A 15,742-nucleotide genomic window follows, 5' to 3' on the forward strand; every position below is an offset into this window, starting at 1 on the left:
CGGTGGCTAATCTGACGGCTGTGAAGATGGAACCGCTCGTCCGCTTCCCCGACATGCTCCAGCACGCGCCGCTCGGTCGACTGCTCGCGATCGCCGGCCATGTCGTCGAGCAGCACTGGGGGCGCTACCTGGCCGAGCACCACGGCCTCACCTCGGCCGGCATGCGGGTGCTGTTCATCCTCAGCCGCACCGGCGACAGCACCCACCGGGAGGTCGCCGAACGCTGCTTCGTCCGACCCGCCACCCTCACCGGCATCGTCGACACCCTCGAACGCGACGGATTCGTCGAGCGTCGCCGCGACGGTACCGACCGCCGCACCGTGCAACTGACCCTGACCGACAAGGGTCGCCGGCACGCCCAGGACCTCACCGACCTGATCCACAGCGACCGCCCGCTCACCTCCGTCGACGCAGACCCGGCGAAGAAGGCGGTCATCCGGGAGTTCCTGACCGAGCTGATCACGAGCATGTCCGACGGGGAGGTCAGTCGGTTGAACCAGAGCGAGGATTCCGCAACCGACCCGACGCCGGGGAGCCGTCCATGTTGATCCGCCTGCTCCGCCACCATCTGCGCCCGTACCGCCGGCTCCTCACGGCCGTGGTGGCCCTCCAGTTCGTCGGCACGATGGCCTCGCTCTACCTGCCGAGCCTCAACGCCGACATCATCGACCGGGGTGTCGCCCTCGGCGACACCGACCAGATCATGCGTACGGGCGGATGGATGCTGGTGGTCAGCCTGCTGCAGATCGCCTGCTCGATCGCCGCGGTGTACCTCGGCGCGCGGACCGCGATGGGATTCGGGCGGGACGTACGCGGGGCCATCTTCGGGCACGTCAACAGCTTCTCCGCCCGCGAGGTCGCCCGGTTCGGCGCGCCGTCGCTGATCACCCGCAACACCAACGACGTGCAGCAGGTGCAGATGCTCGTGCTGATGAGCTGCACCATGCTGGTCGCCGCGCCGATCATGTGCGTCGGCGGGGTGGTGATGGCGCTGCGGGAGGACCTCGCGCTCTCTCGCCTGATGCTGGTCTGCGTGCCGGTGCTGGCGATCGCGCTGGGCCTGGTCGTTTGGCGGATGGTGCCGGGATTCCGGGAGATGCAGACCCGGATCGACACGGTCAACCGGGTGCTGCGCGAGCAGATCACCGGCATCCGGGTGATCCGGGCGTTCGTCCGCGAGCCGTACGAGACGGACCGGTTCGGCGTCGCCAACGCCGACCTGACCGCGACCGCGCTGCGGGTCGGCCGGCTGATGGCGCTGATCTTCCCGGTGATCATGCTGGTGCTCAACGTCTCCAGCGTCGCGGTGCTCTGGTTCGGCGCGCAGCGCGTCGACGCCGGCCAGATCCAGATCGGCGCGCTGACCGCGTTCCTGCAGTACCTGATGCAGATCCTGATGGCCGTCATGATGGCCACCTTCATGCTGATGATGGTGCCGCGCGCAGCGGTCTGCGCCGAACGGATCGTCGAGGTGCTGGACACCGAGTCGTCGGTGGTGCCGCCGACCGAGCCGATGATCGCGATGACCAGGCACGCCGAGCTGGAGCTGCGCCGCGTCGCCTTCCAGTACCCCGGGGCGAGCGCGCCGGTGCTGCACGACATCTCGTTCCGGGCCGGCCCCGGCCGGACCACGGCCATCATCGGCTCCACCGGCGCCGGCAAGACCACCCTGCTCACGCTGGTCCCCCGGCTGGTCGACCCGACCGCCGGCGCGGTGCTGGTCGACGGGGTGGACGTGCGACTGCTGGAACCGGACGAGGTGTGGCGCCGGATCGGGCTGGTGCCGCAGCGGCCGTACCTGTTCAGCGGCACGGTGGCCAGCAACCTGCGGTACGGCAACCCGGACGCCACCGACGCCGAGCTGTGGGCGGCGCTGGAGATCGCCCAGGCCCGGGACTTCGTGGCCGAGATGCCGGGCGGGCTGGACGCCCCGATCGCCCAGGGCGGCACGAACGTCTCCGGCGGTCAGCGGCAACGGCTGGCGATCGCCCGGGCGCTGGTCCGCCAGCCGGAGATCTACCTCTTCGACGACTCGTTCTCGGCGCTCGACCTCGGCACCGACGCCCGGCTGCGGGCCGCGCTGAAGCCGGTCACCGCGGACGCGGCCGTGGTGATCGTGGCCCAGCGGGTCTCCACGATCGTCGACGCCGACCAGATCATCGTGCTTGAGGACGGGGGCGTCGTCGGGATGGGACGCCACGAGGACCTGCTCCAGACCTGCCCGACGTACGCCGAGATCGTGGCGTCCCAGCAGACGGCGGAGGTGCCGGCGTGAGCGAGCCGAACAGACAGCTCGGCCCCCGGGACGGCAGGGTCGCCGTACCGGGTCAGAAGCAGGGCCCGGAGGCGGCGATGCCGAAGCGTCTGCCGCCCGCCGGGCGGCGCGCCGGCGGGCCGCCGTGGATGGGCGCCGCGATGCCGGCCGAGAAGTCGATGAACTTCGGGCCGTCGGCCCGGCGGCTGCTCGCCCGGCTGCGGCCGCACCGGCTCCAGCTGGCCGCGGTGATCACGCTCGCCGTGACGAGCATCGGGCTCAGTGTCATCGGGCCGAAGCTCCTCGGCCACGCCACCGACCTGATCTTCAGCGGGGTGATCGGCCGGCAGCTGCCCGTCGGGACCAGCACGGAGCAGGCCACGGCGGCGGCCCGGGCCGCCGGCAACGACAACTTCGCCGACATGCTCGCCCGGATGGACGTGGTGCCGGGCGCCGGGATCGACTTCACCGCCCTCGGCCGGGTGCTCGCCCTGGCCCTGGCGCTCTACCTGGTGGCCAGCCTGCTGATGTGGTGGCAGGGCTGGCTGCTCAACGGGGTGGTGCAGCGGACCGTGCTGCGGCTGCGCGCCGAGGTGGAGGAGAAGCTCCACCGGCTGCCGCTGCCCTACTTCGACCGGCAGCCCCGGGGCGAACTGCTCAGCCGGGTCACCAACGACATCGACAACATCTCGCAGACCCTGTCGCAGACGCTCAGCCAGCTGCTCACCTCGCTGCTGACCGTGGTCGGCGTGCTGGCGATGATGTTCTGGATCTCGCCGCTGCTGGCGCTGGTCGCCCTGGTCGCGGTGCCGCTGTCGGTGCTCGTCACCCAGCGGATCGCCAAGCGGTCGCAGCGCAGGTTCATCGCACAGTGGAGGCACACCGGTGAGCTGAACGGCCAGATCGAGGAGGCGTACACCGGCCACGAGCTGGTCAAGGTCTTCGGTCGGCAGCGCGAGGTGGAGGCCGCCTTCCACGAGAAGAACGAGGAGCTGTTCCGGGCCAGCTTCGGGGCCCAGTTCATCTCCGGGATCATCATGCCGGCGATGATGTTCGTCGGGAACCTCAGCTACGTCGCGATCGCCGTGGTCGGCGGGCTGCGGGTGGCCTCCGGGTCGATGAGCCTCGGCGACGTGCAGGCGTTCATCCAGTACTCGCGGCAGTTCACCCAGCCGCTCACCCAGGTCGCCTCGATGGCGAACCTGCTCCAGTCCGGGGTGGCCTCCGCCGAGCGGGTCTTCGCGGTGCTCGACGCCGAGGAGCAGACCCCGGACCGGGCCGCACCGCCCCGGGTCACCGGCAGGGTCGAGTTCGCACACGTCTCCTTCCGGTACGACCCGGACAAGCCGCTGATCGACGACCTGTCGCTGGTCGCCGAGCCGGGTCACACCGTGGCGATCGTCGGCCCGACCGGCGCCGGCAAGACCACCCTGGTCAACCTGATCATGCGGTTCTACGAGCTCGACGCGGGCTGGATCACCCTGGACGGGGTGGACATCACCAGCATGCCCCGGGACGAGCTGCGCGGCCGGATCGGCATGGTGCTCCAGGACACCTGGCTCTTCGGCGGCACCATCCGGGACAACATCGCCTACGGTCGGCCGGACGCCACCGAGGAGGAGATCCTGGCCGCCGCCCGGGCCACCTTCGTGGACCGGTTCGTCCGCAGCCTCCCCGACGGGTACGACACCGTGATCGACGAGGAGGGGAACAACGTCAGCGCCGGCGAGAAGCAGCTGATCACCATCGCCCGGGCGTTCCTGGCCGAGCCGTCGCTGCTCATCCTGGACGAGGCGACCAGCTCGGTGGACACCCGCACCGAGGTGCTGCTGCAGCGGGCGATGGCCGCCCTGCGGTCGGACCGGACCAGCTTCGTCATCGCGCACCGGCTCTCCACCATCCGCGACGCCGACCTGATCCTGATGATGGAGAACGGCCGGATCGTCGAGCAGGGCACTCACGACCAGCTCGTCGCCGCCGAGGGGGCGTACCACCGGCTGTACCGGTCCCAGTTCACCGGTGCGGTGGCCGACGACGAGGCCCCGCGGACACCGTCGGTCCAGCGAGCGCTGTCGTCGTGACCTGCTCAGGCGGCCGGGAGCAGGTCGTGCGCGCGGGTGGCGACCACCTGGCCGATCAGGGCGAGCGCGTCGGGGGCGCGCATCGGCTCCAACCCGTGGCCGTCGCGCAGGCGCAGGGAGACCCGGTCGTCGGCCGCCTCGCGGGCACCCAGCACCCCGACGTACGGGACCTTCCGGCGGGCCGCGTCGCGGATCCGGGCGCCCAGCGAGCCGGCCACGTCGACCTCGGCCCGCAGGCCGGCCGCCTCGGCCCGGCGAACCAGGTCGACGGCCGCGCCGGCCTGCCCCTCATCGACCGGCAGCAGCACCAGCTGCACCGGGGCGTACCAGGCCGGGAAGGCCCCCGCATGCACTTCGATCAGGTACGCGAAGAGCCGCTCCATGCTGTCGACCAGGCTGCGGTGCACCATCACGGGCCGCCGTCGCGCCCCGTCCGAGTCGGTGTACGACAGGTCGAACTTTTCCGGCTTGTCGAAGTCGAGCTGGATGGTGGAGATGGTGGACTCCCGGCCGGCCGCGTCGCCGATCTGGATGTCGATCTTCGGGCCGTAGAAGGCGGCCTCGCCGGGCGCCTCGGTGAAGTCCACCCCGTGGAGCGCGGCGCGGAGCAGCTCCTCGGCCCGCGCCCACTGGGCGTCGTCGCCGACGTACTTCTCCCCCGGCCCGCGCAGCGACAGCCGGAATCCGGCCGGTCGTACGCCGAGCGCGGCGTGCGCCTCGCGGATCAGCCGCAGGATCTCGCGTACCTCGTCGCCGACCTGCTCCAGGGCGCAGAAGTTGTGCGCGTCGTTCAGCGAGATGGCGCGGACCCGGGACAGGCCGCCCAGCACGCCGGAGCGTTCCGCCCGGTACATCGCGCCCAGCTCGGCGATCCGCAACGGCAGCTCCCGGTAGGAGCGGCCGCGGGCCCGGAACACCAGCGCGTGGTGCGGGCAGAGCGCCGGCCGGAGCACGAACTCGTCGTCGGCGCTCAGCCGCATCGGCGGGAACATGTCGTCGGCGAAGTAGCCCAGGTGCCCGGAGAGCTCGAACAGCTCCCGTTTACCCAGCGGCGGCGAGTACACGTGCCGGTAGCCGGCCCGGCGCTCCAGGTCGCGGACGTACTCCTCGACGGCGTGCCGGGCTGCGGCGCCGGCCGGCAGCCAGATGGGCAGCCCGGAGCCCGCGAGCGGGTCGGAGACGAACAGCTCCAGCTCACGGCCGAGCCTGCGGTGGTCGATCATGTCGCTCTCCTTGATCGGGTACGACCCGGAGGCGACGCGGCCCGGAACGCCGCGAGGCCCCGGGGCGGTTCGCCCCGGGGCCTCGTCGACGGTTACGTCAGTGCGGCGCGCCGGGGATTCCCGGCGTCGTGGTCACCACCGCGCTGCGCATGGGGCGACGGTACGCCCGCGCCGACGGGGCGCGCACCCGGATTTTGGCCGCGCACCGACGACGAGCGGGGGCGGAGAGCGGGGGCGGGTCGCCGGCACGGGACCTGCCGGCGACCCGCGGCGGCCCGGTCGTCAGGAACGGGGGACCCGACGTCCGTGGGGCCGCGCGCCGACAACGGTACGCCGACGCTCGCCGATCCGCCGCCCGCTACCGCGCCGACGTTCCGTCACATCCCGCGTCGCAGGGTCGTTGTCACTCAGTGGTCCTGCGGTGTCAGCGGTCACCACCGGCCAGGGCCCCGCCCCGTGACGCCGGACGCGCCGTCAGGCTCTGTGCAGGCAGGCGGGGGAAACCGGCGAGGTGGCAGTCGTGCCCGAACTCATCACTGACGTCGCGTCGCCGACGTGGGCGTACCTCGTGCTGCTGGGGTTGCTCGTCGCCGACGCCTTCATACCGGTCATCCCGACCCAGGTCGTCATGATCACCAGCGGCGCGCTGACCGTCTACGGTGGCCTGAGCCTGCCGCTCACCATCGCCGTCGGCGCGCTCGGCGTCTTCGCCGGCGACCTGGCCTGCTACCTGCTCGGACGGAGCGCCCCGGACCGCCGGGAGGCCCGGCACGCCATGCCCGGCCGGGCCCGCCGGATGGCCGGCCGGGTCACCCGGGGGCTGCGCGAACCGGGACCCCTGGTGATCCTGCTCTGTCGTTTCGTGCCGGGCGGCCGGATGGCGGCCTGCTTCTCCGCCGGGCGCAGCCGCTACCCGTACCGGCTCTTCCTGCTCTACGAGACCACCGCGGCGGCCGGTTGGGCGACGTACGGGACGCTGGTCGGGCACCTGGGCGGAACCGCGCTGACCGAGTCGGCCTGGCGGCTGGCGCTGATCGGCGGCGCGGCGGCGGCCGGGTTCGCGGGCGCGGGCTGGGCGATCACCGCGATCAGCGCCCGCAACGCCCGCCCCGAGGTCCCGGTCGACTGACACTCAGCGACCTGGCTCGGCCGGCTCGACGGAGGTGCGCGGGGGCCCCGCAGTCCGGTTCCCTGTAGGGGTGGTCCCGGGGATCGAGGTCGGTGGCGGTCCCGGATCCGCTTCGGGTGCTGGCGACGACAGGCTGAGGCATGCCTGGAACCCGGAGACACGGGCTGCTCGCCCTCGGCGGGATCGCCCTGGCGCTGGTGCTCGCCCTGATCGGTCACCTCGAGGTGAACGATGACCTGAGTCCCTGGTCGCTGACCGTCAGCGACTTCGCCGTCTCGGATCGGGGCGGCGCAATCGACGTGGCGATGGCGGTGCTGGCCGCGGCCAGCGCCGTCCTGATCCGGGTCCTTTGCGCCCCCGGCCGGTCGGGTCGGGCCCGCCGCGCGGACGGGACGACGGAGACGTCGGGGCCCGCCGGGTCGGGCGCCGGATCCGGCCGGCTGGTGGCGGTCCTGCTCGGGGCGTGGACCGCCGGACTGGTGGTCGCCGCGCTGGTGCCGACCAACGAGCCCGGCCTGCCCATGGACACCGCCGCCTACCTGCACCGGTACGCCTCGGTGGTCGCCTTCCTCGCGCTGCCGCCCGCCGGCTGGCTGCTCGCCGGGCGGCTGGGCGGGCGCGGTGCGGCCTGGCTGCGTGCGCTCGCCCTGACCAGCCTGGCCCTGGCCGGCGCCATGGTCTGGTCCGCCTACCCGGGCGACCGGGTGCTGATCGGCCTCGCCGAACGGCTGCTGATCCTCGCCGAGGTCGGCGTGCTCGCCGTGGTCGCGGTGACCCTGGTCCACCGGCCCGCCCGTACGCCGAATGGGCCGCCGACCATGCCGCCGCCTTCCACTGACCCGGGGTTACTCGAGTTCGTGGAGCATGAGCTGGCGGGCGGCCTCGGTGATCGAGCCGGACAGGCTCGGGTAGATGGTGATGGTCTGGGCCAGCTCGTTCACCGTGAGGTTGTTCTCCACCGCCATGGTGATCGGCAGGATCAGCTCGCTGGCCTTGGGGGCCACCACCACGCCGCCGACGACCTGACCGCTGGCCGGGCGGCAGAAGAGCTTGACGAAGCCGTCGGCCAGGTCGTCCATCTTCGCCCGGGCGTTGCCGGAGAGCGGCAGCATCACCTGGCGGGCCGGGACCTTGCCGGCGTCCACCTCGTCCTGCGAGACGCCGACGGTGGCCAGCTCCGGGTCGGTGAAGACGTTCGCCGCGACGGTACGCAGCCGCAGCGGGCGGACCGCCTCGCCCAGCGCGTGCCACATCGCGATCCGGCCCTGCATGGCGGCGACGCTGGCCAGCGGCAGCACCCCCGTGCAGTCGCCGGCGGCGTAGACGCCGGGGACGTTGGTCCGGGACACCCGGTCGACCGTGACGTAGCCGCCCCGGGCCAGCTCCACGCCGTACTCGGCGAGGCCGAGGCCGGCGGTGTTCGGGATCGAGCCGACGGCGATCAGCGCGTGCGTGCCGTACACCTTGCGGCCGTCGGAGAGCTCGACCTCGACGCCGTCCTCGATACGGCGGACCGCGTCCGCCCGGGAGTTGTTGAGGATGCTCATGCCTCGGTTGCGGAACACCCGCTCGATGGCCATCGCCGCGTCGGCGTCCTCGTGGGGCATCACCCGGTCGCGGCTGGAGACCAGGGTGACCTCGACGCCCATCGCGAGGTACGCGGAGGCGAACTCGGCGCCGGTCACGCCGGAACCGACCACGATCAGGTGCGCGGGCAGCTCCGGCAGGTCGTACACCTGGCGCCAGGTCAGGATGCGCTCGCCGTCCGGCACGGCGGTGGCGAGCTGGCGGGGGGTGGCGCCGGTGGCGACCAGCACGGTCGAGGCGGCGATGGAGTACTCCGCGGCACCGTCGGCCGGGGTCACGATCATCCGGTGGGTGTGACCGAGCGTGTCCTCGCCGAGCCGGGCGGTGCCGGCGACGAACTCCACCCCGGCCTTGACCAGCTTGGCGTGGATGTCGGCGGACTGGGCCAGCGCGAGCCGCTTCACCCGCCCGTGCACCGCCCGGGCGTCGACGGTGACCGCCTCCAGCCCGTCGGAGTGCACCCCGAACTCCTCGGTGTCCCGGTAGCCGGTCACCACCTCCGAGCTGGCGATGAAGGTCTTCGACGGGACGCAGTCGGAGAGCACGCAGGCGCCGCCGGCCCCCTCCGCCTCCACCACGGTGACCTCGGCGTCGAGCTGGGCGGCGACCAGCGCGGCCTCGTACCCGGCCGGCCCCCCGCCGATGATCACGATCTGGCTCACAGCGCTCGCCCCTCGTCAGTGCTCACAGTGACTTTCTTCTCCCCAACGCGCCCGACACGCACCGTCGTATTCTCCTCCACCCGCCGGCCGGGCTATCGTCATCGCCGTGCGTCATTACGCCGCCTACGGCTCAAACCTGGACCCCGCTCGGATGCGCGCCTACTGCCCGCATTCGCCGATGGTGGGCACCGGCTGGCTGGAGGGCTGGCGGCTCACCTTCGCGGGCGCGGACGTCATCGGCTGGGAGGGCTCGGTCAGCACGGTGGTCGAGTCCCCGGGTGACCGGGTCTTCGTGGCGCTCTACGACATCCACCTGTACGACGCCGCCCAGCTCGACGAGATCGAGGGCGTGACCGCCGGGACGTACCGCAAGCTCACCGTCCGCGTCTCGACCCTGGACGGGGACGCGACCGCCTGGGTCTACGTCTTCGACGGGTACGAGGGCGGCCTGCCGACGTCGTGGTACCTGTCGGAGATCGCGAACGCGGCGGAGAAGGCGGGCGCGCCGGACGACTACGTCACCGAGCTGCGGTCCCGCCCCACCGGCACCGCGTCGGCGTAGCGCGTATCGCACGCCTCCAGTCTGCTCCGGCCGCCACCCCGGCCGGCCGCCGACCCCGGCACGGGTCGTCAATCACACACCCGTGGTACTCGCCGGGGCGAAACGGGTCAGGCGGTGGCCGGGACGGCGAGCTGGTACATGTCGACGATCCGCGCGTCGCGCAGCCCCACCGACCGGTAGAGCGAGACCGGCGCGGTCGGATTGGTCAGGTCGACCCCGAGGCCCGCGGCGGCGCGACCCTTGGCCGCGTACCGAGCGAAGGCGTGCTGGAGCAGGGCGGCGCCCACCCCCCGGCGCCGCTGCCCGGGCAGCACCGCGAGGTTCTTCACGAAGCCCTCGTTCTGGTCGAGCCCCTGGTCGGAGGACTGAAGGACGCCAGCCGGCTCGCCGTCGACCTCGGCGACGAACCACTCGTCCCAGGCGGCGACGTCACCGATCCGGGCCCGCCAACGGTCGTAGTCCTGCGGCTCGTGGTCCGGCGTGTCGCGGAAGGCGGTGTCATAGATCCGGTGGAAGGTGCGCAGCTCGGCGTCGTCGTCGGGGCGGACCGGGCGGACCGTGACGCCCTGTGGCGGGGCGGGCGGCGCGGTGGGCAGGCCGGCCAGCGGACGACTCATCCGGACATACCGCTTGGCCAGGATGAACCCGGCGTCGAGAAGGGTCTGCTCCCACTCCTTCTCCGGCCCGTACACCGCGCAGCGGACGGTGAGCGCCGGCAGGCCACGCGCGGCGGCCCGCTCGGCGACCCGGGTCAGTTGCCGGGCCAACAGCGGGGCGCGCAGCGGCCGGCCCCGGTCCGGGTCGACGTACACCTCGACGAACTCGCGTCCGACGCCGGTCGGGTTGTCGATGATCGCCCAGGCCACGACCGTGCCGTCCGGGTCCAGCCCGAGCCACGAGTCGGCGGCCCGGTCCACGTGGAGTGCGGTCAGGCACTCCGTCACGTCCTCCGCGGAGAAGTCCGGGTACCCGATGGCGAAGGTGTCGGCGGCGTGCACCACCTTCAAAATCGCCGGTACGTCGTCCAGGGTGGGTCGGCGGGCGGTCCAGCCGGCGGGGAGCGTCACGCCGCCGATCCTGACAGCCCGCCCGCCGCCCACGCCCCCCATTTATCGCCCGACGATCGCCGGGTAGTCAGCTGGCGGGTACCGGGTCGCAGGGCGCGACGGGCCTGTTACATCGGGGCATCGGAAGTACCGTCGCCGAACGGGTCGCGCCCTCTCAGCCGGCAGGACCACGCAGGTGCAGCCGGAGGGTGGTGAGCAGGTCGAGCAGCTCCGCCCCCTCGCCAGGCCCGAGTGCCCGGAACGCGGTCGAGGCCAGCCGGTCGGTCACCGCCTCGGCCCAGAGCCGCCGCCGGACCAGCGGCCCGACCGGCGGGTACGGCGGCGGCCAGCCGCAGGCGGCGGCGCCCGCCTCGCCCTCCGGCCCGGCCAGCACCGCCTCCAGCGGGGTCATCCCGGCCGCCCGGACGGCGAGCAGGTACGCCCCGACGAAGTGCTCGCGGAGCAGGAGCAGCCCGACGGCCGTCCGGGCCCCGGGCGACCGGTCCGGCACCGGCATGGCCCGCCAGGCGGCGAAGAGCGGCATCCCGCTGGCCTCCGCCGCGTCGACGATCCGTTCCAGGAGCCCGACCAGCCGGGCCACCTCCGGCGCGTCGCCGAGATGCTGGGCGCCCCAGCGGCAGCACTCGGCCAGGTTCGCCGCGGCCACCTCCAGCGGTCGGACCGTACGGACAGCCGCGTCCCAGCCGTCAGCGACCGCGTCGGGGGCGATGAAGCCGAGGGCCGCGGCGACCGTCTCGGCGCGTACGTCGCCGAGCGCGCCGGCCCGGCCGGTGATGTAGAACGCCCAGCCGGGGATGCCGAGCAGCCGGGCCCGGCGCAGTGTCCCCGGGCAGCGGCTGAAGGCCTCGCCAAGCTCCAGCACCAGCGGCTTGCTGGCGGCGGCGACCTGTTCCGGGGTCATCCGCGGGACACCGCAGCGGGGGGGCGCGGACACCGTCCGTCCACCGTGGTCATCCATCCCGGTCAGTCTGCCTCCTGACCGCCGCCGGCGGCATCCCCCTCTTCGGCGTCCAGCGCCTCCACGGCGGCCTCGACCTCACCGGCGCGCCGGCGGGCGGTGGTGACCGCCCGTTCGGCGGCTCGGCGGGCCAGCTTGGCGCGGCTCAGCTCCTGCTCGGCGACGGCCCGCCGGCGTTCCAGCTCGGCGAGTTCGGTCTCGATCCGGTCCAGCTCCGCCGCGCCGTCCTGGGCGGACCGCACCGCGCCGGTCAGCTCCGCCTCGGCGCGTTCCTGGTCGGATCGGGCCCGGGCCAGCTCGCGGTCCAGCGCCCGGCGGCGTTTCGCCCGCTCGGCCCGGGCCGCCCGGTCCGCCGCCCGGTCGTCGCGTGCCCGCCGGGCCTCGGCCCGCTCGGCCGCCCGGTCCGGTACGGCGGGCTCCTCCGCACCGCCGGTGACCAGCCGCAGCTGCGGGCGGGGCACCTCGCCGAAGCCGGCGTAGCTGGTGGCCCGGAGCAGCCGGCCCGAGCGGACCTGCTCGGCCACCTCGGCGTCGGAGAGCGCCGCGTTGAGGGTCGCCTCGACCTCGGCCAGCGGCAACTTCCCGGCCGGCGGGGCGTCGTCGGTCTCCGCGGCCAGCTTGCGTATCTCGGCGACCAGGGCGCCGACCACGGCCCGGCGCTGCGCGGAGAGCTCACGGAGTTTGGCGCCGCGCAGGTCGCGCTGGGCGGCGCGGAGCGCGTCGGCGAGCTGCGCCAGGTCGGCGACCAGCTCGGGCCGGCGGATGGCCAGCAGGTTGACCAGCCAGGCGGCCACGGTGGGTCGGCGCAGCCGGGCGACCTCCCGGGCGGTGGCCCGGTCACCCGCCCGGCGGGCCTCCTCGACGGCGGCGTCCCGGGCGGCGACGAAACGGTCCGGCGGGGTCGCGTAGAGCTGCTCGACCAGCTCGCGGGAGGGGCCGGCCACGGGTCAGGCGTCGAACCGGGAGCCCGGCTCGAGCCGCTGGTACTCGGTGTTCGACAGCGCGGTGTACTGCCGGTCGAGCACGGCGAACCCGTTGCTGTTGAGCAGGCCGTCGTGCAGGGCGTACGCCCGGCGCGGGGCGACCGCCCGGATGAAGTCGACCACCTCGGAGAACTTCGACCAGGGCGCGTGGATCGGCGCGAAGAGAGTGTCCACCTGGACCTCCTCGGGGACGACCAGAGAGTCCCCCGGATGGTAGACCACGTCGTTGATCAGATAGCCCAGGTTCTCGATCACGGGAATCTCGGGATGGATGACGGCGTGCTGGCCGCCGTACGCGCGGATCGCCACGCCGGCGGCGGTGAACGACTCTCCCGGCGCGACCACGGTCAGCGCGTCGGCCGCGTCCCCGAGGACGCCGGCGAGCGAGGCCGGACCGTTGACGGTGAACGGGCGACGCTCCAGCGCCCGGGCGAGCGTCTCCGGGTTCACATGGTCCGGGTGCTGGTGGGTGATCAGCACCGCGTCCGCCCCGTCCAACGCCTCGGGCTCGCTGAACACTCCGGGGTCGACGACGAGCACTCCCCCGTCGTGCTCCACCCGGAGGCAGGAGTGGGCGTACTTGGTGACCTGCATCGTGACTCCTCGATTATCGAATCGTGATGTCCTCAGCGCAGTCTGCCGGAACCGGCGCGGTGTCGCGCCGCGTCCGAACTATCGCCCCGGGACCGGGGCAGTCAGAGGACGGAGCGGGGATGGGCAGACAGACGGGACGACGCCGGGGCAGGGCCCTGACGGCGCTGGGACTGGCGGCGGTGCTGCTGGCCGGTTGCGGAGCGGCGGACCGCTCGAGTTCGACGGGCGACTCGGCGGCCGAGGCGCCGGCCGGCGGGGCACCGGTGGGCGGGGCCGCGGAGCCGGGGAAGGCCGGTGCGGGCACACCGGACCTGCGGGTGGACCAGCGGTCGATCATCTACACCGGGACGATGCAGGTGCAGGTGGACGACGTGGAGCGGGCCGCGCGGGAGGCGATCGCCGCGGTGACCGCAGCGGGTGGGTTCGTCGGCGGCGACCAGCGGCGAAGCCAGTCGGCGGATGCGCGGGCCGAGCTGGAGCTGCGGGTGCCGGCGGCGAAGTTCACCGCGGTGGTCGAGGAGCTGGCGAAGCTCGGCCGGCAGCAGCGGCGGGAGGTGCACACCCAGGACGTCACCGAGGAGACGGTCGACCTGGACGCCCGGATCATCAGCCAGCGGGCCCGGGTGGAGAGCGCCCGCAAGCTGCTGCTGGACCGGGCCACCTCGACGACCGAGCTGATCAACCTGGAGAACGAGCTCGGCCGGCGGGAGGCCGACCTCGCCTCGTTGGAGGCGAAGAAGCGTCGGCTGGCCGACCTGACGGCGCTCTCCACCATCACGGTGACATTCGTCGGGAAGGACGCCTCGACGGCGGAGGAGGAGACCCAGACCGGCTTCATGGTCGGGCTGCGCGGCGGCTGGAAGGTCTTCGTGGCCTCGATGACCATCCTGCTGACCGTGCTGGGGGCGGTGCTGCCCTGGCTGCTGATGTTCGGCGTACCCCTGGTGGTGGTCATGGTGGTGCTGCGCCGGCGGCGTCGGCATCGGCCCGCGCCACCGGCACCGCCGACCTGGCCGGACGGCGGGCCGCAGCCGCCGGCTCCCACCGGGCCGCGCCCGCCGGCGGCTACCGCGCCGCCGCCAGTGCCCGCAGCGCGGTCTGGACCATGAGTCGCACCCCGGCGGGGATGGCCCGCTCGTCCGGGTCGAACGAGGCCCGGTGCAGGTCCACGTTGGGACCGGCCCGGCCGACGCCGAGGCGGGCGAGCGCCCCCGGCACGTGCTCCAGGTACCAGGAGAAGTCCTCGCCGCCCATGCTCTGCGGGGTCTCCGCGATCCCCTCGGGGCCGAGCGCGGCGGCGGTCGCGGCGGTCAGCACCCCGATGGCGCGGGCGTCGTTGCTGACCGGCGGGCGACCGCGCAGGTATTCCAGGTCGACCGTGGCCCCGGTGGGGGCGATGACGTCCCGGACCACCTGAGCGACGATCTTCGGGGCCAGCTCCCAGGTGTCGCGGTCCATCACCCGCAGGGTGCCAGCGGCGCAGGCCTCGGACGGGATGACGTTGTAACGGGTGCCGGCCGAGGCGTGGCCGAAGACCAGCAGCAGTCCGCTGTTGGCCGGCACCCGGCGGCTGACCAGGGTGGGCACCTCGGTGACCAGCCGGCCGAGCGCGTCGACCAGGTCGACGGTCAGGTGCGGGCGGGCGGTGTGCCCACCCGGCCCGGTGAGCCGGACGGTGACGTTGTCGGCCGCCGCCGTGATCGGGCCGACCCGGAGGCCGACCTTGCCCACCGGCAGGTTCGGGTCGCAGTGCACGGCGAAGATCTGTACCACGTCGTCGAGGCCGCCGGCCTCGATGACCTCCAGGGAGCCGCAGGGCAGGATCTCCTCGGCCGGCTGGAAGATGAGCCGGACCCGGCCGTCGAGCCGACCCAGGTCGGCGAGCTGGGCCAGCAGCATGCCGACGCCGAGCATCACGGAGGTGTGCACGTCGTGCCCGCAGGCGTGGCAGACGCCGTCCACCGTGGACCGGTACGGCACGTCCTTCGGGTCGGTCAGCGGCAGCGCGTCGATGTCGGCGCGGAGCGCGATCACCGGACCGTCCGGCCGCCCGTCGATGTCGCAGATGACGCCGTTGCCCTTGGGCAGCAGGCGCGGGTTCAGCCCCGCGAGGGCGAGCTCCCGGGCGATCAGGGCCGCCGTCTCGAACTCCTCGCCGGAGAGCTCCGGGTGGGAGTGGATGTGACGGCGGGTGGCGATGAGGCCGGGTACCCGGAGGGCGAGCAGATGGTCGAGCTCGAAGGGCAGGGGCTGGGACCCGGATGGCGCCTGCGGCCAGGACGACGCCAGCTGGCCACCGGTGGGCAGCGTCAACGCACTCGTCACGTCGAATTCTCGATCACTAGAGATGGATGGATCATCGGGGAGAACAGCAGACAGCCTAGACCTTCGGCGGTGACGCTGGGCAACATCTTTCCCGTAGCGATCGGACCGCGTAGCGTCACGAATGCCCTGGTGAGAGGGCTCGAATATCTGCGGGACAGCAGGTAGATCGCGGTCGAACGCCGTCATCTGCCCCCCACCTCCTACAACGCGTAACCGTTTCGGCGGTCACGAAAACCCGGCCGTCGTTCCGAATTGTCGCATTAGTCGCGACAATTAACTGCCGCTTCGACAATTAGCCGACGACACTCGGCTGCCGG

The 15,742-nt window shown here is 73.1% G+C and carries 13 protein-coding genes and 1 pseudogene; 7 read left to right on the forward strand and 7 right to left on the reverse strand.

The features are described from left to right. The first annotated feature begins 26 nt into the window (after positions 1-26). The 3 genes from SLP03_RS03365 (at position 27) to SLP03_RS03375 (ending at position 4,335) form a co-directional block, all read left to right on the forward strand. The gene (locus SLP03_RS03365) at positions 27-548 is read left to right on the forward strand and encodes a MarR family winged helix-turn-helix transcriptional regulator (RefSeq protein ID WP_319459131.1); all 522 of its coding nucleotides are present in this window, start codon (positions 27-29) and stop codon (positions 546-548) included. Beyond that, on the forward strand, positions 542-2,275 hold the full coding sequence (locus SLP03_RS03370) for an ABC transporter ATP-binding protein (RefSeq protein WP_319459009.1): 1,734 nt from the start codon (positions 542-544) through the stop codon (positions 2,273-2,275). The genes SLP03_RS03365 and SLP03_RS03370 overlap by 7 nt, the downstream gene beginning before the upstream one ends. A 77-nt stretch (positions 2,276-2,352) precedes the next feature. Further along, positions 2,353-4,335, forward strand: a complete 1,983-nt coding sequence (locus SLP03_RS03375) for an ABC transporter ATP-binding protein (protein ID WP_319459132.1) — start codon at positions 2,353-2,355, stop codon at positions 4,333-4,335. Between the two features lie 5 nt (positions 4,336-4,340). Here SLP03_RS03375 and thrS read toward each other — a convergent pair whose 3' ends face one another. Next, positions 4,341-5,558, reverse strand: a complete 1,218-nt coding sequence (gene thrS / locus SLP03_RS03380) for a threonine--tRNA ligase (RefSeq protein WP_319459010.1) — start codon at positions 5,556-5,558, stop codon at positions 4,341-4,343. 520 nt (positions 5,559-6,078) lie between these two features. Here thrS and SLP03_RS03385 point away from each other — a divergent pair. Together SLP03_RS03385 and SLP03_RS03390 are read left to right on the forward strand one after the other, a co-directional pair. Continuing rightward, positions 6,079-6,687 (forward strand): DedA family protein, encoded by a 609-nt coding sequence (locus tag SLP03_RS03385; RefSeq protein WP_319459011.1) that lies wholly within the window; start codon positions 6,079-6,081, stop codon positions 6,685-6,687. A 305-nt stretch (positions 6,688-6,992) separates the two neighbouring features. Beyond that, positions 6,993-7,448 (forward strand): annotated as a pseudogene (locus tag SLP03_RS03390) (DUF998 domain-containing protein); the annotation flags it as partial. A gap of 84 nt (positions 7,449-7,532) precedes the next feature. Here SLP03_RS03390 and SLP03_RS03395 read toward each other — a convergent pair. Further along, positions 7,533-8,936: an NAD(P)H-quinone dehydrogenase gene (locus tag SLP03_RS03395; protein WP_319459012.1), complete on the reverse strand. Its 1,404-nt coding sequence runs from the start codon at positions 8,934-8,936 to the stop codon at positions 7,533-7,535. 106 nt (positions 8,937-9,042) lie between these two features. On the opposite strand from SLP03_RS03395, the gene SLP03_RS03400 reads away from it, so the two are divergent. Further along, complete coding sequence (locus tag SLP03_RS03400) at positions 9,043-9,498, forward strand: gamma-glutamylcyclotransferase (RefSeq protein ID WP_319459013.1); 456 nt, start codon at positions 9,043-9,045, stop codon at positions 9,496-9,498. A 107-nt stretch (positions 9,499-9,605) separates the two neighbouring features. On the opposite strand, the gene SLP03_RS03405 is transcribed toward SLP03_RS03400, so the two are convergent. The 4 genes from SLP03_RS03405 to SLP03_RS03420 all read right to left on the reverse strand — a co-directional run bounded on the left by SLP03_RS03405 (position 9,606) and on the right by SLP03_RS03420 (position 13,100). Beyond that, positions 9,606-10,565 carry a GNAT family N-acetyltransferase gene (locus SLP03_RS03405; protein WP_319459014.1) on the reverse strand — a complete coding sequence of 320 codons (960 nt, stop codon included), beginning with the start codon at positions 10,563-10,565 and terminating at the stop codon, positions 9,606-9,608. Between the two features lie 154 nt (positions 10,566-10,719). Continuing rightward, positions 10,720-11,466 carry an SCO6745 family protein gene (locus SLP03_RS03410; protein ID WP_319459015.1) on the reverse strand — a complete coding sequence of 249 codons (747 nt, stop codon included), beginning with the start codon at positions 11,464-11,466 and terminating at the stop codon, positions 10,720-10,722. A gap of 62 nt (positions 11,467-11,528) precedes the next feature. Then, positions 11,529-12,467, reverse strand: coding sequence for a hypothetical protein (locus tag SLP03_RS03415; protein WP_319459016.1), 939 nt, complete (start codon positions 12,465-12,467; stop codon positions 11,529-11,531). Between the two features lie 3 nt (positions 12,468-12,470). Then, on the reverse strand, positions 12,471-13,100 hold the full coding sequence (locus SLP03_RS03420; protein ID WP_319459017.1) for an MBL fold metallo-hydrolase: 630 nt from the start codon (positions 13,098-13,100) through the stop codon (positions 12,471-12,473). A gap of 119 nt (positions 13,101-13,219) precedes the next feature. On the opposite strand from SLP03_RS03420, the gene SLP03_RS03425 reads away from it, so the two are divergent. Then, complete coding sequence (locus tag SLP03_RS03425; RefSeq protein WP_319459018.1) at positions 13,220-14,209, forward strand: DUF4349 domain-containing protein; 990 nt, start codon at positions 13,220-13,222, stop codon at positions 14,207-14,209. On the opposite strand, the gene SLP03_RS03430 is transcribed toward SLP03_RS03425, so the two are convergent. After that, a complete protein-coding gene (locus SLP03_RS03430; protein ID WP_319459019.1) occupies positions 14,166-15,425 on the reverse strand; it encodes an amidohydrolase in 1,260 nt (419 codons plus the stop codon). The two genes, SLP03_RS03425 and SLP03_RS03430, sit on opposite strands and share 44 nt — an antisense overlap. Between the last annotated feature and the right edge of the window lie 317 nt (positions 15,426-15,742).

The organism is Micromonospora sp. RTP1Z1 (assembly GCF_033804685.1).
Classification (GTDB): domain Bacteria; phylum Actinomycetota; class Actinomycetes; order Mycobacteriales; family Micromonosporaceae; genus Micromonospora.